Genomic DNA, 20,349 nt, shown 5'->3' with positions numbered 1-20,349 from the left:
CCAAAAATCATATGGTCATCAGATGACTAAGATTAGAAGAAGTAGGCTCAACCATAGCCTATCCTCTCCCTCTTCTAAAGAAAACGCTTACTTAATCTCTCTCTATTTTATCAGAAAATTAGATTTTTAAAAGATTAAATTACGAATTTATATCGCTTTTACCTGTGACAATATGTTCTACATTTGTTAAATGATCTAGCATCGCTTGCTGCGCTAATTCCACATCTTGCTTTAACACCGCATCATATATAGATTGATGCTCTTCTAAAAGTCGTTCTGATGTTGTTTGTTCACCATATAAAATAATGCGTCTTGATTCACCAATCGTTTCAGCAATCATCTCTGAAACATGATTCATGAGCTCAAGCAAGATGTTATTATGCGAAGATTCTGCAATTCCCATGTGAAAATGAAAGTCTGCTTTTTCGCCAGCCTTCTCATTTCCAATGCTCTTTGCCATTTCATCTAACCACTGCTTCATATTTTGCAAATTAGCTTCCGTACGTTTTGCCGCTGCCGCTCGAACTGCCCCCACTTCGAGCACCTTCCGTACTTCTAATAAATTCAAAATATCCTCTTTCTTCATTAATAACTTGTTATTTAGTGATTTTGTTAATGAAGAAGGATCGAAATTCCTTACATATGTACCTTCTCCTTGTTTCATTTCAATTAAGCCCATTGCTCTTAGCGCACTTAGCGCTTCACGAACAGCAGATCTGCCAACTTGAAACTGCTCAGCTAATTGATGAACAGGAAGTAGTTTGTCACCAGGTTTTAACGTACCATTTTTAATCATTGTTAAAATAGCTTCAGATACTTCTTCGTAAATTTTTTTCGGTTTAATAGATTTGTACTCCAGTTAAATCACCTCAGTATCTTCCAAACAACAATTGTAACGTTTTATAAGAACTTAGCATCCATAACTATTTTAGAACGAATTAGTAAGAAGTACAAATGTTTTGTTCATAAAATAGTCAAATTTTTGATATTTGTTTGATATTAATTAATACATTTACGCGTAACTATTTACCTTCAATATGAAGAGCATATTCCAAAAGTTAGAATATGCTCTCCTCATCTTGTGCTTTTAATTTAATACTAACTGTCGTGCCCTTACCTTTTTCACTTTCTATTCTCCACTCACCGTCATGTATATGAACAATTTGCCTTACAATTGCAAGACCTAAACCTGTTCCACCGTGTTGACGACTTCTCGCTTTATCTACTCGGTAAAAGCGTTCCCCCAGATTTTCTAAATGCTCTCTATCAATACCTATTCCTGTATCTTTTATGTGCAATTCACAATAATCATCGATTTGCTTTAATGTTATTATGATATCCCCGTTTTGATTTGTATAACGTATCGCATTATCTAATACATTATGAAGTACTTGTTGCATACGATCCTCATCAATCATTACGATAATTTCAGGATTTAAATTCGTTGAAATACGAAGGGTTTTTTCTACAAACTGTAACTCGTACGTATTTAGTACATCTTCAATAAGCTGTGAAAAAACGATAGGTTGTTTCTTTAGGGGAAAGTGTTCACCTTCTAGCTGCGCTAGATCTAATAAATCATGAACGAGGCGCTGCATGCGACCTGCTTCTTTATGAATAAGTTGCGTTACTTTTTCCTGCTGCGGCCCCTTCGCTACACCGTCTAAAATAGCTTCGCTATATCCTTTAATATAACTAAGCGGTGTTCTAAGTTCATGCGAAACATTAGCTAAAAATTCCTTACGCTTTACATCTTCTGTTTCTAAGGAATTTGCCATTTTATTAAAGGCTTTTCCCAATCGTCCAATTTCATCTTCTGAAGAAATTGTAATCCGCTCTGAGAAATCTCCAGTAGCCAAATGATTTGCAACTCGTTCCATTTGCGAAAGCGGTCTCGTAATGGCGATAATAATTTTTCTACCAATCCATATTGTAATTAAAATCATTGCAAGTGCTAACGGCGCTAAAATAAGACCCATATCAAATATTAAGTCTTTTATACTTTTTAAAGGAATATAAGAGTATACAATACCAACTAATTTTTTATTATCTAAAACAGGGATGACAACACCCATAATATTACGATCAAAATGTTCTTCATACCCTATCTTTGTCACAGTTTTCCCATCTAATAGTGCCTGTCTATCCCCTTCACTTATAAGAGAATGATGGTGAACATCAAAAGGCAAACATGCGCTTAAATCACGCGGATTGTATACGAAAAGGACATCTGAACTAGATATTTGATCATATGCCCTTACTTTCTCTTCAAAAGTGGATACTCCTTCGCTCTTATCATATTGCGTGGCAAGACGTTTCCCTTCCATTACTAATGAATCTTTTAAATTATCAACGTATAACTTTTCATATGAGTATAAAGATACAAAATAAAGAAAGGAAACTGTTACACATACTGCACATACTACTGTAAGCCAAAGCTTTTGTACCATCGTAAACATACGTTACACCTCAAATTTATAACCTACACCCCAAACGGTTTGAATGTAGTTTCCACTTTCTCCTAGCTTTAGACGCATCGTTTTCACATGCGTATCTACCGTTCTTGTACTTCCTGCATAATCATATCCCCACACCTTTTCAAGCAATTGTTCCCGGCTAAATACTTGTCCATTATGTTGGCAAAGAAAATATAGTAAATCGAACTCTTTTACCGTAAGAGGAATCGTCTCACCATTCGTCTCGACCCTCCTACTTTTTTCATTAATAAGAATCGGTCCAAATTGAACCTCTTCTTGCTGTTCTTGCTTTGTATATCGTCTTAAAACAGCTTCCATACGAGCAATTAGTTCCCCGGGACTAAATGGCTTTACAATATAATCATCTGCTCCCATACGTAAGCCGTTCACCCTATTCCACTCTTCACCTTTTGCTGTTAAAAATATAATAGGTACATCCGACGTTTTTCGAATCTCTTTACAAACTGAAAGCCCATCCATCTCAGGCATCATAATATCTAGTACAACGAAATCGTAATGATCCGTCTCTAATTTTCGAAGTGCCTCTTTTCCATTTTCAGCTTCTCCCCACTCGTATCCGAAGTTATCTAAGTACATTCCGACAAGTTGCCTCATATCACTTTCGTCATCTACGACTAGCACGTTATATTTACTCATTGTCCTTCCCCTTCTCTCTCTATGAGTTGAAACGGTCCTTTTCCGACTTTAATTGTTTGTTTTATTTTCATATTCTTCATATCCATTACGCATACTTCATCGCTATCATAACTAGCTACATATCCTTCTGCCCCGCTTTTCAAAAATGCAAATGGATTAGATCCTACTTCTGCAAATCCTACCTCTTGATACGTACTTGCATCAAACTTTCTAAGCGTATTTGAACCGTGACTTAGCGCATATACATACTTATCATCCTTTGTTATATTCACAGGCATAAACGGAGCATGTAAAGAACGCATCATCTCTCCGCTTTGTAAAGAATACACTAATACTTTCTCATTCACTTGACTTCCATCACCATGTCCACCAATCCATATTTCTTTCCCATCAGCACTAACCGTCGCTCCTGTTGATGCTGGTGGAATCATAAAGGACTGTATCACTTCTTTTTTCTTTGTATCAATGGTCGTTAGTTTCGTATCATAAAAGTTCAGTACAGATAACTGGTTATAATGCTCTACCATCGTTATCGGCCCTTTTCCTGTTGAAACACTCCCTGTCTCTTTTCCTTTTACCGTAAAGAACCTTACCTTTTGTTCATTTTGATCGGCAGCAAATAATTGTTTTCCATCATCTGATGCGATAACATTAGCAATTCCTTTTCCAGTCTTATACTTGTCCACTTTTCTTCCTTCTGCTAGTGAATATACATACATATATTCTAATTGCTTACCATAAACAAGTATTTCCTCACCATTTGGAAGTAGCGTAACCCCCGCAATCGGCTCATTTAATTCCCATGTTGTTAATAGCTTCTTTGTTTTTTTATCAATAAAACTAATACTACCTTCCTTTATATTCGTTGTTATAATAACACTTTTATCTTTAGCAATCGGTGTATACGAACTTCCTTGACACCCTACTAATAGAAATAAAAAACAGAGAAGAAAAACATACTTTCTCAAAAGATTCCCTCCATCTTCGGATGATTTCGTTATAATTGTAAAGTAACAAATAAATGTGTGGAAAATGTGAAATCTTCCTTTATTAATAAACTTACATATATAATGTACAACAAATAGAATTTGAGGTGTGCAAATTATGCTTTTTCCTGATTTAGCGAATAAAATTGTACGAGAAGTACGCAGATTAATTAAAGAAAATATTATTATCATTAATATACAAGGCGTTATTATCGCAAGTACAGATGTAGAAAGAATCGGCCAATTTCATGAAGGTGCACTCCGATGCGCGAAACAAAAGAAAACTGTCATTATTACAAAAGAAGATGAACGACGTTTGCAAGGCGTAAAGGCGGGTATGAACCTCCCCTTACTATTTCATGACGAAGTAATTGGTGTCATTGGAATTACAGGAGAACCTGAAAATATTTCACAATACGGAGAAATATTACGTAAAATGACCGAACTACTCATTCACGAAAACTACTTTTTAGAACAACTAGAACTTGAACACCGTTCTTATGAAGCATTTGTCTTTGATTGGCTTCAAAATACAGACTGGTCTCCAAGCTTTCTCGATCGCGCAAAAACACTTGGTATTGATTTATATAAGAAGAAACAACTTATTTTGTTCTCTATCGATCAAAATGACACGATGCTTCAGCGTAAGATTTGGCAACACGTACGCAATCTATTAACAAAGGAGCATCTATTTGTTCGCTGGGGAAATGATCGATTCATTTTATTTACAGCCACAAACTCCAAAGAGCAAACGTATCAATTTGTAAAAAGATTAAAACAAGACTGTGAAACTTTATTTTCTATTACTTTATATATTGGGATTGGACAAACAGTTACGCCAAGCAATATGAACTTATCGTACGAACAAGCATTACGCGCCCTTTCAGTATCACTTGAAACGAAAAAAATTGTATTTAATGAAGATTTACGTTTAGAAATGTGCTTACAAGATATTTCTACTGAAACTCGAGAACAGTTTCTAGAACGTACCATTGAAAACTTAGTATCATCTCCTGAGCTTATGCACACTTTACGTTTATTTATCGATTATAACCAATCTTATAAGCAGACAGCTGAGCAATTACATATACACATTAACACATTGCATTACAGGCTAAAAAAGATTGAAGAGCATACAGGACTTGACCCGAAACAATTCAAAGATTTAAATGTTTTATACTTCGCACTCCTCTTATTAGATAATCATACAAAAAATAACGATAAAATAGATTAATCTTTAGATGATTGTACATAGAAAGAATCCCCCAACTTTTTTATCATTATAATGAAAGCACTGTTACAACGTTTTTTATTATGACGAAATACGTTAACAGTTTGAGGGGGATTTCCAATGTTAGAAAAGCAAATTATTGATTCATTCGTATCTATTGTTGGCGAAGATAATGTAGATACATCCAATATGGGGCGTTTAACTTATAGTTATGATGCCACTCCAAACTTCCAAGCGATGCCTGATGCAGTCATTGCTCCTCGTAATACAAATGAAGTAGCTGAAGTGTTAAAAGTATGTAACGCTCAGAAAATCCCTGTGTATGTTCGTGGTTCTGGAACAAACCTTTGCGCGGGGACATGTCCACTTGAAGGCGGTATCGTCCTTATTTTCCGCCATATGAACAATATTTTAGAAATTGATGAAGAGAATTTAACAATTACCGTACAAGCTGGTGTCATTACACTTGATATTATTAAAGCAGTAGAAGAAAAAGGTTTATTTTATCCACCAGATCCAAGCTCGATGAAAATTTCTACAATCGGCGGTAACATTAATGAAAACTCCGGCGGATTACGCGGTTTAAAATATGGCGTAACACGTGATTATGTAATGGGGCTTGAAATTGTTTTACCGAACGGCGATATCATTCGCACTGGCGGTAAATTAGCAAAAGATGTAGCTGGTTATGATTTAACTCGTTTATTTATTGGTTCTGAAGGAACACTTGGTGTTGTTACGGAAGCTATATTAAAACTTGTCCCTATGCCTGAAACGAAGAAAACGATGCTTGCGCTATATGAAGATATTAACGAAGCTGCTCGAGCTGTTTCTGCTATTATTGCAAATAAAATTATTCCGGCGACACTTGAGTTTTTAGATCAACCGACAATTGAAGTTGTAGAAGAGTTTGCACAAATCGGTTTACCAACTGACGTCAAAGCAATTTTATTAATTGAACAAGATGGCCCGCCCGAGGTTGTCAATCGAGATATCGAAAAAATGGCTAACGTTTGCCGTGCTATGAATGCGGTCGATGTTCGCGTTGCAAAAGATGAAGCCGAAGCAGATGCGCTTCGTACCGCACGCCGTAGTGCACTATCAGCACTTGCAAGACTAAAACCGACAACAATATTAGAAGATGCAACTGTACCACGTTCACAAATCGCTCCAATGGTTGAAGCAATTAATGCAATTGCAAAGAAATATAATATTCCTATTTGCACTTTTGGTCATGCTGGTGATGGCAATTTGCACCCAACTTGTATGACAGATGCCCGTAATAAAGAAGAAATGCATCGTGCTGAACAAGCTTTTGCTGAAATATTTGCGAAAGCGATTGAGCTTGGTGGTACGATTACTGGTGAACATGGTGTTGGCGCGATGAAAGCTCCATATTTAGAAATGAAATTAGGTAAAGAAGGTATTGCTGCTATGCAAGGGATTAAACAAGCCTTCGACCCAAACAACATTATGAATCCTGGAAAGATGTTCGCGAAAGACTCTCGTAAAAGAGTGGTGGTTGAGCGATGACCACATTAAATAAAGAAAACATTCAAAAGGAATTTAAAGAACGATTAAGTGAAGATGAACTACTAAACTGTATGCGATGCGGCTTTTGTTTACCAACTTGCCCTACTTACATTCAATCTGGGTATAAAGAATCACATTCCCCACGCGGACGTATCGCCTTAATGAAAGCCGTCGCTGATGGTTTAATTGAGCCGGATGAAGATGTTGAAGATACATTAAATGTTTGCCTTGGCTGCCGCGCTTGTGAACCTGTTTGTCCGTCTGGTGTGAATTATGGACATTTATTAGAAGAAGCTCGTGATATTATTAATCAAAATAAAAAGTTCTCCATGCCCGTGAGAGCTGTTCGTAAAGTTGTTTTTGAAGGACTATTCCCGCATCAAAACCGAATGCGAACATTAACAGGACTAATCGGATTTTACCAGCGTTCTGGTTTACAAACGCTAACACATAAAACAGGTATTATGAAGTTATTCCCTGAAACACTTGCAACGATGGACCTCATTTTGCCAAAAGTCCCTAAAATGAAAGCAATGAAAGATCGTCCTGAATTTTTACCTGCTGAGGTGGCAAAGAAGAAACAAGTTGCATTCTTCACAGGCTGTTTAATGGATACGATGTTTTTAGAAACAAATAACGCAACGATGAAACTTCTTCAGTTAGCTGGTTGTGATATCGTTATTCCGAAAACACAAAGTTGCTGCGGGGCATTACATGGGCATGCTGGTGAAAAAAGTGGAGCAAAAGAATTAGCGAAGCGAAATATAGAAGCATTCGAAGATTTAAACATCGACTATATTATTACGAATGCAGGTGGTTGCGGAGCTTATCTCGTAGATTATGATTATTTACTAAAGGATGATCCAGAGTGGGCAGAACGCGCAAAGCAGTTTGTTTCTAAAATTAAAGATATTACTGCTATATTAGTAGAACTAGATTTCCATAAACGAACTGATTTACGACTCACGCCGCAAATTATTACGTATCAAGACTCTTGTCATTTACGTAATGTTATGCGAACATCTTCTGAACCTCGTATGTTACTAGAGGCCATCAAAGGTGCAATCTATCGTGAAATGAAAGATGCAGACCGCTGCTGTGGTTCTGCTGGTATTTATAATATTGTTCATTCAGAGTTATCAATGGAGTTTCTAGATTACAAAATGGACCGTGTGCATGAAACAGAGGCAGCGACAATTGTTACTGCAAATCCTGGATGTCTATTACAAATGAAACTAGGTATTGAACGAGAAGATCTTTCTCATAAAATGAGAGGAATTCACATTGTAGATCTATTATTAGAAGCAATTGAAACCAACTCGTAACATACGTAATAATAGGAAAACGGCTATCTCCTTCGTCTATGTAAAGAGATAGCCGCTTTTTTGTCTGCTACAACATTAAAAATATGTTACTTTATTATAAAAAAGAACAACAGAAACATTACAGTTTTGTAAAAATACATCCAGTATATTCCTCAAAAAAATGCTAAAATCATTGATACAATAGGATTCTTCATTTTTAATATAGGTACATTTATCCAAAAACCCCCTCTTAAAATCAAGTATAAAAATGCTAAAAATTCCTTTTATACTCTATGTTTCTCTTATTTCATCCCTTTCCTCCTCTTAGGATAAATTAGGAAAATTTTAAGTCTATGAATTTTTTTCCATCTTTTTTCTCGCAAATTGTATGCTACGATGAATTGGTCAGTCAGACAGGCTGTCAAAAACAAATCGTGTGAAAACAAATTAAAACTTTATATAGGGGGACACACATCATGAAAAAGCGTGTTTTATTATCTGTAGCTGCTGCAACAGCTCTTACTTTAGGAGTATCTTCTTTAGATGCACAAGCTGCAACAGTACAACCATCTAACATAAAGGTTCAAAATATTCAGCATTCAAAAATGATGATGAAGCAAATGAGCCAACAAGAATTACAAGCATTCTTACAATCTATGGGAGTTGAATCATTAGCACAATGGAATCAAGGTCAATTCCAACAAGATTGCTTCATTCCTGGTCAACAGCCTACTGAAAATGTTGTTACTGAACAACCAACAGCTAAGCCAGAAGCTCAAAAGCCTGCTGAGGAAACTCAAAAACCAGCTGAACAAAAGCCTGCTGAAGAAGTTCAAAAACCAGAAGCTCAAAAACCTGCTGAAAATAACAATACTCAAACTGAAACACAAAAACCTGCTGAGCAAAAGCCTGCTGAAGAAGCAAAATCTTTAAGCGAATTCGAACAACGTGTTGTTGAATTAACAAACGCAGAGCGTACAAAACAAGGCTTATCAGCATTACAAATCGATACTGAATTAAGCAAAGTAGCACGCATTAAGTCTGAAGATATGCAAAAAAACAACTACTTTGATCATAACAGCCCTACATACGGGTCTCCGTTTGACATGATGAAGAAATTTGGTATTTCTTATAAATCTGCAGGTGAAAACATCGCCCAAGGTCAACGTACACCAGAAGAAGTTGTACAAGCTTGGATGAACAGTGCTGGACACCGTGCAAACATCTTAAATAGTGGCTTCACTCATATCGGTGTTGGCTATGTAGAAAGCGGAAACTACTGGACACAACAATTTATTACGAAGTAAATAGAAAAAAGAGTCTTCTCCTAGAAGACTCTTTTTTTATGTTTCATAGCTTTCTAATATGTATGCGTATAAAATGTAGAACATAAACAAAATAGACCCGCAAATTATTACACTAATTAACAAGTAAAATCCCCACTTCAGGCTCAAAAGCAACGAAAATAATATACTACATGCCATCACTTGAAAGATTCGCCTACTAACTAAACGGATTTTTTGTAATTTGATCGGTTCTTTCTCTCTATCCTTCACCTTTTTAAACACTTTACTAAACATAAAAAGAAACATACTAATTCCTATCGTTAGTCCTGTCTGAAAGGATATAATACTTCCCAAATTAATAAAGAGAATTAGTATATGGACAAACATCATAAATAAAGTAATACTCTTTATAAATCCATTTATAATGAAGTACTCCCCTTCATTAAACTTATATATATTATGTAAAATAACATATACTAATCCATGTAAAATAATAATAAGGACAGGGATAAATAATACGACAACTTGTTTACTCATAAACTCGTTAGCTCCACCATTCTCGTTCCAATGCACTGCCATACGAGTTGGTAAATATGGATAAATACATAGAGTAAGTAAAAGACAAGCGAAAAATATCCCTAGCATATATTTATATTTGATCAAGTAATTCTCACCTCTCTTTTCTCTTAACGGCTTCGCCTCTTTTAGAGAAATCCCTGCAAAAATCTACCTTTTTCAACTTTAAATTTACACTTTACCCATTTTCTCTTTCAAATTTTTTCATTGTATCGTTTAAATTTGTAGGGAAAGGTACGTCAACAACGATCTCTTCTTTCGTAATCGGATGCAAAAAATTAATCTTCATCGCATGTAACGCTTGCCCGGACATATATGTTGTTTGCCCACCATATAATACATCCCCAACTAATGGATTTCCATTATAGCTCATATGAACGCGAATTTGATGCGTTCTACCGGTTTCTAACTGTAACGTTACGAGCGTCGCATTTTGTTTTTTAAAATATTTCTCTACTTTATAATACGTTATAGCTTGGTCTCCCTTTGGAGAAACACGACGCCTTGTAGCATGATGTCGATCTCTTCCGATAGCTGCATCAATTGTCCCCTGCTTCTTTTTTACTTTTCCTTCAACAAGTGCCATATACGTTCTTTTGATTTTCCGTTCCATTAATAAACGATCCATAATTGCACCCGCAATTCTATGTTTTGCGAATACAACACCACCTGTCGTATCTTTATCTAATCTATGGATATGCCGAACCTTCGTCTCTAAACCTTGCATTTGAAAATGAAAAGCAACAAGATTCGCAAGTGTTCCCGTCCCATTTTTTTCAGAAGGATGTGTATCCATTTGCCCCTGCTTATTTACAATGAGTACGTGATCGTCTTCAAACACTACATTTAATTCACCATATTCCGGCTCTACGCCGTACTCCTCCTCCATAAACATATGAACTTGTAACTTATCTCCTTCTTTTAAAAGTTCATTCCATCTCCTTTGTTCTCCGTTAACCGTAACACCTTTTTCCATACGAAGTTGATGTAATAACTTTTTTGGTACTTCCCATTCCATTTTTAACAACGACTCAATACTTATACCATTCCACGTCGCTGGAACCGTAATTTCGCACCATTCGCCCTTTTTCTTTGTTTCCATACTATAATCACCTTATTTCTATTGATTCTCTCATTGTAACGGAAAACATACTTTGATGCACCGTCAAAAATAGAGGACAGTCTTATAATCGACTGTCCCCTCACGCTCTAAGCCTTTTCATCTCCTGCAACACTTCTTCAGCTTTTTGTTCATACAACAAATCTTTAAAGAAATCCGCCAATCGTTTATAGTCGTTGTACGTATCTAATAAGTCGTCTATTTTCTCTCCTTTCATAACTTGCTGCTTTTGCTTCATTTTTACTGGATAACGATACCCCGATACTTCTTGTATTTTATAATACTCATCCTCTACTTGAATAACTTTTACAATTTCCTCTTCTTCCGCATCCATCGTATACCCGTCAAATTCTCTAAGTAGTTCATAAATAATATGAGTCCATTCATCTTTTGGGTAAAACCCTTTTTCTAACCGATAACCGACAATGCGATACATATGCCCATCGTTTTCAGCAAACTGTACTGTATCATTTAGCTTAAACTTAAAATAACGAAACATTGCCTTCACCTACTTGTATGTAATCTTCTTATCACATACTATGCGCAAAATATAGGCCCTGCTATTCATAAAAAAAACTCATCTTATAGATGAGTTTTTTTATGATGATTTTTCTCTTTTCTTTCGAAATGGTAGCCACCAGTTCCAATCCCCAAACAATTTCATTAAACTTGGTACGAGCATAAGACGGATAATTGTTGCATCAAGAAATATTGCTAATGCAACCCCAAGCCCCATCTGCTTTACTGGTAAAATATCAGTAAAGGCGAACGCACCGGTAACAACAATCATAATTAAAGCAGCGGACGTAATAATTCTACTTGTCGATACAAGCCCTTCTAACGTTGCTTGATCGTTATCTCCTGTTTCTTCATAAAGCTCATGAATACGTGAAATAAGAAATACTTCATAATCCATGCTAAGCCCAAATACGAGGCCGAAAATAAAGATTGGTAATACAAATAAAACTGAACTCTCTTCTAATCCGAAATGGCCACCTTCAAATAACCAAATAACAATTCCAATTGTTGCACTTAAACTAAGTACGTTCATAATAATAGCTTTAATTGGAATGAGTATAGAGCGGAATGCGAATAATAAAATGACAAAGGTTGATCCAAATATAACAGACATACCAATTGCAACTTTATCTTTAATTTCATCTTCTAACTCTTGCTGGAACGTTGTCATACCGCCCAAATAATAAGTAACATCATTTTCTTTATAATTCTTTTTGAAATCACGAACCCATTGTTTTGCAGTTTCTGTACTTGGCTTCGTATCCAAAAAGACTTCCATTGTTGTTTTATTTCCTTTCGTATACGCTTCAAATACAGGAGCTATTTTCGCAGCTTCTGGCGACTGCAATATTCCAGCAACTTGATCTGCTTTCATTCCATTTAGCCCGTCATATACACTTTTCACCTTATATACTTGCTTATCATCTTTTAACTTTTGAACAACAGCTTCTATCTTTTGTAAACTTTCTTTTTCTGTTATGTTTTTCTTCGTCTCTACTACTAATGTAACATCAGCGTGTGTTTGGACAGTTTTATTAAAGGCTTCTTCATACTTCTCAAATGCAACTCTCGTATCACTCTTTTCAGGTAACGCTTCAACACCAGGAAACTGCAAGTTAGCTGTACGTAGCGGTAATAAACAAATAACAATAAATGTTGTAACAACAATAATCATGACGATTGGATGTTTCATTACAAACTGTGCAAATTTACGCCATACATTTGATGGGGTAGGCGCCGCCTGATTCTTTTTTAATATCCTTTTACCAATTAAAGATAATAACGCTGGAAGAAGTGTGAGCGAAAACAAAATGCTCATAATAACGACAATCATCCCGCTAATAGCAACAGACTGAATATAATCTATCTTAAAGAAAAATAAGCCTGATAAACCGACGAATACACATAACCCTGAAAATACGATAGCACGCCCTGCCGTTTGATACGTAATCGCTATCGCTTCTTTCACTGTTCTCCTCGCAACTTCCTCTCGAAAACGATTTACAAATAACAGTGCAAAATCAATTGATAATGCGAGCCCAATCATCGGCGCAACATTTAACACGAAAATAGATAGCTCTTTATCACTACCTATAAAATATAAAATCCCCATCGTACTAATTACACTAAGCGCACCATTTACAATCGGTAAAATAGAAGCAATCAGACTACCAAATGAGAATAATAGTACGAGAAAAGCAATAGGTAATCCAATCATCTCTGCTACTTTTAAATCATTTTGCGTTCTTTCATTAATCTCTTGATTAATTTTCGGATATCCTGTCGGTGTTACTTTTAATACGCTATTACTTTCCTTCTCGATTTTTCCGGCAAATTGTAATGTCTTTTCCATTCGTTCTTTATTTGTTTTCCCGGAAAATAAAATCGTCGCATAACCGATATCATCTTGTAGCATCACTTTATTTTCTATCGGATGATGGAAAGACTCATACGTTTCTTTCTCTTGAATATGTTTTATAATTCCCTCTATACCTTTTTGAAACTCCTCATGTGAAGCATTCTTGTTCTTCTCAAAAATGAGTAAAAGTGTATCCTGAGACTGCTTAAAATCTTTATCTAAAATTTCCTTCGTCTTTTGATAATCCCCTTCTGTTTGGAAACCATCACCGCCCAATACTCCTGGAAGTTTTGGAGCAAAAATACCGAGCACTATCGCAAGTAGTAGTAATGCTACAATTACTGTATAACGAAATTGATACAAAAAAGTTCCTAACTTCCCCCACTTATCAATTTTATGTACATTTGTCTTCACACATTTTCACCTACTTTATATAATTCACTTATCATTTATACTGTATCACATCTCCATATAAACAAAAAACGTCTAAAAAAACTATAATTATAGTTTTTTTAGACGTTTTTCTATCTCTCGTTATTAAGCTGAAGCCTCTCGGTAAGTAAACGATGACAATAAATTGCTATAATTAACAAAATACCACCTACGCAGTAACCTGCTAAAATATCAGTTGGATAATGAACATTTAAAATGACTCTACTTAATCCAATCAATATAATTAATATGCCCATTGAAATCGTAATACCACATTTTCCAGCTACACTCTTCAAATTCGCAGCAATGATATAGGCAAGAAAACCAAATGTCATAATAGATAGCATTGCATGTCCACTCGGGAAGCTATATCCAAGTGCATCAAGTGCCTCGTTTAATGATGGACGGTCTCTTTTTACAATTTCTTTTATCCCTTTATTAACAAGATGTGTCGTTAATATAGCCATTGGATACACGATCATAGCAGCATAATAACGTTTTTTCCAAAAAACGAGCAAACTTATAATTAGTGTCGTTATAACTCCAATTGCAGATCCTAACTTTGTAAAATATGTGAAGAATGTAATTGAGCTTTCTGTTTGTAATCCTTTTACCATCCCTCGGACATATGTATCCACTGCTGTAACTCCGCTTGCTTGTACTCTCCAAGCGATAATGCCGAATAAAGCAAGTAATAAAATCATACACATGAACTCATACTGATGTAACTTTTTCTTCAATCGATTTCCTCCTACTATGAAAAAATGCGATTTCTACTTTAGAAACCGCATTTTCTTACTTATTTACCTTTTGTTTTCAGCTCTGTCCAGTAGCGATCGTAGTCTTTTAACTTATCGTCTACATCAACAAGCCATTCTGTACGATCTAATTCTTCTTTTGTTAAGAAGATCATGTGATTATCACGATATTCTTTACTATGAAGAGGATGAGCTTTTTCATTTGGATTACTGTAACCAATTGACTCGTAGTTTTTCACACTTACTTTTTCATCTAATAAGTAGTTCATAAACTTCTCTGCAAGCTCTTTGTTTTTTGCACCTTTTGGAATTGCTAACGTGTCAGCCCAAATTGTGCCGCCTTCTTTTGGTACAACGTATCCTACATCTTTATTGTCTTTCGCGATGAATGCTGCGTCTCCAGACCATACAGTCCCGATCCAAGCATCTTCTGTAATGAATTTTTGTTTAATGTTATCTGTATCGAATGCTAATAAGTTTGGAAGTAGCTTCTGCAAATCAGCAGACGCTGTCTTTAACTGTGCATCCTCTTTCGTGCTATTAGAGAAACCATTTTTCTTAAGTCCCATTCCTAATACTTCACGAGAATCGTTTAATAAAGTAACATGTCCTTTATATTTCTCGTTCCATAAATCATTCCAGCTTGTAGGTGCTTCTTTCACATACTTTTTATTGTATGCAATTCCTGTTACACCCCAAGTATATACTAGAGAATACTTATTCTCTGGATCAAACGCAGGTGTTTTAAAGTTAGAAACAAGGTTCTCGATGTTCGGGATATTCTTCTTATCTAAAGGCGCTAATAAGTCCATCTTCGCCATCGTTTTCACCATGTAATCAGATGGCTGAATTAAATCATATGTCGCGCCACCAGCTTGTAATTTCGCAAGCATTTCTTCATTACTTGCATATTTATCATAGTTAATTTTCACGTTATATTTCTTTTCAAAATCTTTTAAAACTTGCTCATCAAAATTGTCAGCCCAGCTATAAATGTTTAATTCTTCTTTTTTCTCACCACAACCAGCAAGTACACCTGCAGCAAGACTGAAGCTAATTGCTATACCAGCTAATCTCTTCACTAATTTCATCGGTTTATTACCTCCTCGTTCTTTCTATATCATTCGTATTATAAAGGAAGGTGTCCTCCAGAGTTTTCTTCACCGTCTGCACCTTTATTACGGAAGATTTCCGATAGCACCATTAATCCTACAATTACAACAATTAATATTGTAGAAAGAGCATTAATTTCAGGTGATACTCCGCGCTTAACCATACTATAAATGTATAATGGCAATGTTGTTGATCCTGGTCCTGATACGAAGAAACTAATTACAAAATCATCAATCGATAATGTGAATGTTAATAATGCGGCTGAAATAACTCCTGGTGCAATTGCTGGAAACGTTACATAACGAAACGTTTGCCACGGCGTTGCTCCTAAATCGTTTGCAGCCTCTTCTAAATCACGTCCCATACCAGAAAGACGTGCCGCTAAAATAACAACAACAAATGAAATACTGAATGTAATGTGCGCAATAATAATTGTTGTTTTTCCAAGTTCTATACCTAATTGACTAAATAGGATAAGTAAAGATAATCCCATTAAAATATCAGGAATTAAAATTGGTAAATATACAAGACCGTTAATGGCCCCTTCAAAACGATATTTGTAACGGTGTATTGCAATAGCAAAAATCACACCAAGAACTGTCGTCACAATTGTCGTTATAAGAGCAATCGTAATACTATTTACAAACGCATCAATAACATCTTGTTTTTGAAATAAATCTGTATACCAATGGAGTGTAAAGCCCTCCCATTCCGCATTAATGCGAGAATCATTGAAGGAATATACCATTAAAACCATCATTGGAAAATACAAAAACAATAAGATTAACCAAGAATAAGAAACTAAAAACTTCTTCATTTTTGCCTATTCCCCTCCGTTTCCATCATATTTATATACTTTCGTTGCACGATAATATAAGTAAATTAACAGAACAGAGAATAGAACAACAATCATAGATAACGCGGAACCAAACGGCCAGTCACGTGAACCTAAGAATTGGTTTTGAATTACGTTTCCGATTAATGCTACTTTCGATCCACCCATAACGTCTGATACAACAAACATTCCGATAGAAGAAACGAATACTAAAATAGAACCAGTTGTAATCCCTGACATCGTCATCGGTACTGTTACATTCCAAAATGCCTTTACTGGTGTTGCTCCTAAATCATAAGCCGCCTCTAGCTTACGCTTATCAAGCTGCTCAATTGCTGCATACACTGGTAAAATCATAAATGGCAATAAAGAATATACCATTCCGAGTATTACAGAAGGTGTATTGTATAACAGATTTAAAGGTTCACTAATAATACCTAGTTTCAATAGCAATGTGTTTACAAGACCTTGTGAACGTAAAATAACAATCCATGCGTATGAACGAACAAGAAAGTTAATCCAGAACGGAATCGTTGCCAATAATAGAAGGATAGAACGATATTTACGATCAACAATTGTAATTGTATAGGCGAATGGATAACCGATTAATAAACATAGTACTGTCGTAATAACAGCTATCTTCACTGTTTCCCATAATGTCCCCATATATAATGGATCAAACACTCGTGCTATGTTATCTAATGTAAATTTCATTTCCACTGTCCCGTATGCTCCGCGCTGCATGAAGGCAAATGCTAATACGAACAGAAGTGGAATTAGGAAGAAGAGTAACAGCCATACGACTGTAGGTAATGCGAGTAATTTCCCTTTCTTCAATTTAAGGTCACCTCGTCCTCTTGCTCCCAGCCTACATATACATTATCTCCAATGCTCCACTGCGTTGCTTCTTCAGCAGTTTGGTATGCCATTAGTAATTCCGCTGTTTTCTCCTCACGTACATATAGCTTTTCCATATTTCCAACAAATTCAATATCTTCAATATGTCCAAGATGGTATTCTTTTAAAATTGGCTCTTCAACCGAGCGAACTTTTACATTTTCAGGGCGAACTGCTACGTAGTTTTCCCCATTTTTCACGATATTATTTTCACCGATAAACGTCGCAACAAACAATGTTTTCGGCTTATTGTAAATTTCTTTAGGCGTGCCGACTTGTTCGATATGCCCTTTATTCATAACGACAATACGATCACTCATACTCATCGCTTCTTCTTGATCGTGCGTTACATATATGAATGTAATTCCTAAATTACGTTGTAAGTTTTTCAATTCACGTTGCAAATCTTTTCTTAACTTAAAGTCAAGCGCTCCAAGTGGCTCATCTAATAGTAATACACGTGGGTTGTTTACAATTGCTCTTGCAATTGCTACACGCTGCTGCTGTCCACCAGAAAGCTTCGAAGGTTTACGATTACGGAACTCAAGTAACTGCGTTAAACGCATTGCCTCTTCCGCACGTTCTTTCTGTTCTGCTGCTGATACTTTTTGCATTTTCATACCGAAACAAATATTTTTTTCAACATTCATATGTGGGAATAGTGCGTAATGTTGGAACACTAAATTCATATGACGCTTGTATGGCGGCAAATCGTTAATCTTTTCATCATCTAATAAAAGATTCCCTTTAGTTGGGGTTTCAAATCCTGCGATCATACGAAGTAAAGTCGTTTTCCCGCAACCACTCGGTCCTAAAATTGTTAAAAATTCTCCTTCTTTAATATCTAAAGAAAGAGGGGGGATAATCACTTGATTTCCAAAATGTTTTTCTACTGCTTCAACTTTAATAATCTTTTTCATTTTCCCGTCCTATCTACCTTAAATTTTAATTTTTATATTCATGAATAAATATTTATGTTCTATAGACTATTTTTTTGTTTCGATCCAAACAAAAATGGTTGTTTAGCAGCGTTCTCTTCTATTCTTTATGTAGTATGTTTGATTCATTTTCGCATGATACATATGTCGAACAGAAAAACCCCTTCAGTTGCGAAGGGGTTTTTATCATACGGCTACGCCTACTGATAAACACCATCATCATTTTAACAACTTTCGTATGAATTTTAAAGCACTTTTTGTAGAAGAGTAACGAATTTTCATGTCGAATGCTGTAGATTGGGACAAAATGCTTTTATAATGGGAAAAAGTCCGAAAACTTTGTTCACCATGATAGCTGCCTAATCCACTACTTCCAACGCCCCCAAAAGGTAAATATGGCGTTGCAAGATGATATACGACATCATTTATACATCCTCCGCCATATGAAATATTACTCGTCACTTTCTTTTGCACTTTTCTATCTTCAGAAAATACATATAGTGCTAACGGCTTTGGATGGTGCTGAATCGTTTCAATTACCTCTTCTATTTTGTCATATTCTATAATTGGTAAAATCGGCCCAAAAATTTCATCTTCCATAACAGCACTTTGCCATGTAACATTCGTTAACACTGTCGGCTCGATGTGTAATGTTTCTTTCGTATAATTCCCGCCAATCACAGGTTTACCGTCTTGTAAAAATGTACATAGACGTTCAAAATGACGCTCACTTACAATTCGCACATAATTGTCATTTTGCAAAGCATCTTTTCCATATTGCTCTGCGATTTCATGTCGTAATGCCTCGATTAACTGCTCTTTCACTGAAGAATGAACGTACATATAATCAGGCGCTACACACGTCTGCCCAGCATTCAAAAACTTGCCCCAAACGATACGTCTTGCGGTTACATCTAGCTTTGCATCTTTATGTACAATACATGGGCTTTTCCCGCCAAGCTCTAACGTAAGAGGCGTTAATTTTTTCGCCGCTGCTTCCATCACAACTTTTCCAACACCAACACTACCTGTAAAGAAAATATAGTCAAACGGTTCCTTTAAAAGTGCAGTGCTTTCCTCTACGCCGCCTTCTACTACCGATACAAGCTCTTCTGGGAATAATTCACCTAACATTCTCGTAAGCACTTTTGAAACGTTTGGCGTTAACTCTGACGGCTTTAAAACGACTGTATTGCCAGCTGCCAATGCTCCTACGAGTGGTGCAATTGCTAATTGAAACGGATAGTTCCACGGTGCGATAATAAGCGTCACACCATACGGTTCTGGCACCACTTTCCCCTTCGATCCAAAATGAGTAAGAGCTGTGCGAACACGCTTTGGTTTACTCCAAGATGAAATATGCTTCATTTGAAAAGAAATCTCTTTTAGTACATATCCAATTTCTGTTGTAAATGATTCGTGAACTGATTTATTCAAATCTAATTTCAACGCTTGAAAAATCTCACCTTCAAAACGCTGAATTCCTTCATAAAGCTTCTGCAAATTATTCTTTCTCGTCTCTACACTTCTCGTATGTCCTTTATAAAAATATTCCTTTTGTTTATTTACAATAGAGGAAATACTCATTCACTCACCTTCTCCCGCCATGTTTATCCCGCTATTAACGAGCAGTAAGACTCTCACCTCAAAATCCAGCTAATTCAAGGAAGTTAGGCGAGGTCGTGCTAATAATCAGTAGGGATGGACAAAACCCCCACTGATTAAAGTTTCACTTTATACAATTCTTTCATTATCTATATAGACTTTATATGTAACAAATTTCTATTCGTAAAGTTACATTATATATGACTTTTTACTTTATATAAAAT

At 35.8% G+C, this 20,349-nt stretch carries 18 protein-coding genes; 4 read left to right on the top strand and 14 right to left on the bottom strand.

Features of this window, described 5'->3' with window-relative positions:
- Nucleotides 1-139 precede the first annotated feature (139 nt).
- From MR155_RS12280 to MR155_RS12265, 4 genes are all read right to left on the bottom strand, one after another.
- Nucleotides 140-829 (bottom strand): FadR/GntR family transcriptional regulator, encoded by a 690-nt coding sequence (locus tag MR155_RS12280; protein WP_257475416.1) that lies wholly within the window; start codon nt 827-829, stop codon nt 140-142.
- A gap of 229 nt (nt 830-1,058) precedes the next feature.
- The gene (locus MR155_RS12275) at nt 1,059-2,459 is read right to left on the bottom strand and encodes a sensor histidine kinase (protein WP_219301763.1); all 1,401 of its coding nucleotides are present in this window, start codon (nt 2,457-2,459) and stop codon (nt 1,059-1,061) included.
- Nucleotides 2,460-2,462: 3 nt separating this feature from the next.
- Entirely contained in the window at nt 2,463-3,134 is a 672-nt protein-coding gene (locus MR155_RS12270) for a response regulator transcription factor (RefSeq protein WP_219301762.1), read from the bottom strand.
- Nucleotides 3,131-4,102 carry a YncE family protein gene (locus MR155_RS12265; protein ID WP_113936964.1) on the bottom strand — a complete coding sequence of 324 codons (972 nt, stop codon included), beginning with the start codon at nt 4,100-4,102 and terminating at the stop codon, nt 3,131-3,133. The genes MR155_RS12270 and MR155_RS12265 overlap by 4 nt, the downstream gene beginning before the upstream one ends.
- Before the next feature lie 136 nt (nt 4,103-4,238).
- Between MR155_RS12265 and MR155_RS12260 the strand changes: the two genes are divergently transcribed.
- The 4 genes from MR155_RS12260 to MR155_RS12245 all read left to right on the top strand — a co-directional run bounded on the left by MR155_RS12260 (nt 4,239) and on the right by MR155_RS12245 (nt 9,495).
- Nucleotides 4,239-5,354 (top strand): CdaR family transcriptional regulator, encoded by a 1,116-nt coding sequence (locus tag MR155_RS12260; protein WP_242309973.1) that lies wholly within the window; start codon nt 4,239-4,241, stop codon nt 5,352-5,354.
- A 117-nt stretch (nt 5,355-5,471) separates the two neighbouring features.
- Nucleotides 5,472-6,884, top strand: a complete 1,413-nt coding sequence (gene glcD, locus MR155_RS12255; protein ID WP_242309970.1) for a glycolate oxidase subunit GlcD — start codon at nt 5,472-5,474, stop codon at nt 6,882-6,884.
- On the top strand, nt 6,881-8,209 hold the full coding sequence (locus tag MR155_RS12250; protein ID WP_242309967.1) for a (Fe-S)-binding protein: 1,329 nt from the start codon (nt 6,881-6,883) through the stop codon (nt 8,207-8,209). Before glcD ends, MR155_RS12250 begins: the two co-directional genes overlap by 4 nt.
- 455 nt (nt 8,210-8,664) lie before the next feature.
- Nucleotides 8,665-9,495, top strand: a complete 831-nt coding sequence (locus MR155_RS12245; protein ID WP_113936960.1) for a CAP domain-containing protein — start codon at nt 8,665-8,667, stop codon at nt 9,493-9,495.
- Between the two features lie 36 nt (nt 9,496-9,531).
- Here the strand turns inward: MR155_RS12245 and MR155_RS12240 are convergent, their stop codons facing one another.
- From MR155_RS12240 to MR155_RS12195, 10 genes are all read right to left on the bottom strand, one after another.
- The gene (locus MR155_RS12240; protein WP_219301758.1) at nt 9,532-10,137 is read right to left on the bottom strand and encodes a DUF1648 domain-containing protein; all 606 of its coding nucleotides are present in this window, start codon (nt 10,135-10,137) and stop codon (nt 9,532-9,534) included.
- Between the two features lie 91 nt (nt 10,138-10,228).
- Nucleotides 10,229-11,152, bottom strand: coding sequence for an RluA family pseudouridine synthase (locus tag MR155_RS12235; RefSeq protein ID WP_201038524.1), 924 nt, complete (start codon nt 11,150-11,152; stop codon nt 10,229-10,231).
- 100 nt (nt 11,153-11,252) lie between these two features.
- Complete coding sequence (locus MR155_RS12230) at nt 11,253-11,669, bottom strand: hypothetical protein (RefSeq protein WP_002011605.1); 417 nt, start codon at nt 11,667-11,669, stop codon at nt 11,253-11,255.
- 99 nt (nt 11,670-11,768) lie between these two features.
- Entirely contained in the window at nt 11,769-13,961 is a 2,193-nt protein-coding gene (locus MR155_RS12225; RefSeq protein ID WP_242309965.1) for an MMPL family transporter, read from the bottom strand.
- Between the two features lie 110 nt (nt 13,962-14,071).
- Nucleotides 14,072-14,719 carry a phosphatase PAP2 family protein gene (locus MR155_RS12220; RefSeq protein ID WP_219301756.1) on the bottom strand — a complete coding sequence of 216 codons (648 nt, stop codon included), beginning with the start codon at nt 14,717-14,719 and terminating at the stop codon, nt 14,072-14,074.
- 59 nt (nt 14,720-14,778) lie between these two features.
- A complete protein-coding gene (gene potD, locus MR155_RS12215) occupies nt 14,779-15,828 on the bottom strand; it encodes a spermidine/putrescine ABC transporter substrate-binding protein PotD (RefSeq protein WP_113733595.1) in 1,050 nt (349 codons plus the stop codon).
- A gap of 38 nt (nt 15,829-15,866) precedes the next feature.
- On the bottom strand, nt 15,867-16,667 hold the full coding sequence (gene potC / locus MR155_RS12210; protein WP_002135065.1) for a spermidine/putrescine ABC transporter permease PotC: 801 nt from the start codon (nt 16,665-16,667) through the stop codon (nt 15,867-15,869).
- Between the two features lie 6 nt (nt 16,668-16,673).
- Complete coding sequence (gene potB / locus MR155_RS12205) at nt 16,674-17,522, bottom strand: spermidine/putrescine ABC transporter permease PotB (protein WP_002126118.1); 849 nt, start codon at nt 17,520-17,522, stop codon at nt 16,674-16,676.
- Nucleotides 17,519-18,502, bottom strand: coding sequence for a spermidine/putrescine ABC transporter ATP-binding protein PotA (gene potA, locus MR155_RS12200; protein WP_002030425.1), 984 nt, complete (start codon nt 18,500-18,502; stop codon nt 17,519-17,521). The genes potB and potA overlap by 4 nt, the downstream gene beginning before the upstream one ends.
- 237 nt (nt 18,503-18,739) lie before the next feature.
- Nucleotides 18,740-20,107, bottom strand: a complete 1,368-nt coding sequence (locus MR155_RS12195; protein ID WP_242309963.1) for an aldehyde dehydrogenase — start codon at nt 20,105-20,107, stop codon at nt 18,740-18,742.
- Nucleotides 20,108-20,349: the final 242 nt, after the last annotated feature.

Origin of the sequence: Bacillus cereus group sp. BfR-BA-01331, assembly GCF_022663915.1 — a bacterium.
Classification (GTDB): Bacteria; Bacillota; Bacilli; order Bacillales; family Bacillaceae_G; genus Bacillus_A; species Bacillus_A mycoides.
The sequence above is the reverse complement of the archived record's forward strand: the minus strand, read 5'-3'. Positions and strand labels throughout refer to the sequence as shown.

Coding starts and splice junctions, on each gene's coding strand:
- MR155_RS12275 (WP_219301763.1), bottom strand. CDS start 2,459: ATGTTTACGATGGTACAAAAGCTTTGGCTTACAGTAGTATGTGCAGTA.
- MR155_RS12270 (WP_219301762.1), bottom strand. CDS start 3,134: ATGAGTAAATATAACGTGCTAGTCGTAGATGACGAAAGTGATATGAGG.
- MR155_RS12260 (WP_242309973.1), top strand. CDS start 4,239: ATGCTTTTTCCTGATTTAGCGAATAAAATTGTACGAGAAGTACGCAGA.
- glcD (WP_242309970.1), top strand. CDS start 5,472: ATGTTAGAAAAGCAAATTATTGATTCATTCGTATCTATTGTTGGCGAA.
- MR155_RS12250 (WP_242309967.1), top strand. CDS start 6,881: ATGACCACATTAAATAAAGAAAACATTCAAAAGGAATTTAAAGAACGA.
- MR155_RS12245 (WP_113936960.1), top strand. CDS start 8,665: ATGAAAAAGCGTGTTTTATTATCTGTAGCTGCTGCAACAGCTCTTACT.
- MR155_RS12235 (WP_201038524.1), bottom strand. CDS start 11,152: ATGGAAACAAAGAAAAAGGGCGAATGGTGCGAAATTACGGTTCCAGCG.
- MR155_RS12230 (WP_002011605.1), bottom strand. CDS start 11,669: ATGTTTCGTTATTTTAAGTTTAAGCTAAATGATACAGTACAGTTTGCT.
- potD (WP_113733595.1), bottom strand. CDS start 15,828: ATGAAATTAGTGAAGAGATTAGCTGGTATAGCAATTAGCTTCAGTCTT.
- potC (WP_002135065.1), bottom strand. CDS start 16,667: ATGAAGAAGTTTTTAGTTTCTTATTCTTGGTTAATCTTATTGTTTTTG.
- potA (WP_002030425.1), bottom strand. CDS start 18,502: ATGAAAAAGATTATTAAAGTTGAAGCAGTAGAAAAACATTTTGGAAAT.
- MR155_RS12195 (WP_242309963.1), bottom strand. CDS start 20,107: ATGAGTATTTCCTCTATTGTAAATAAACAAAAGGAATATTTTTATAAA.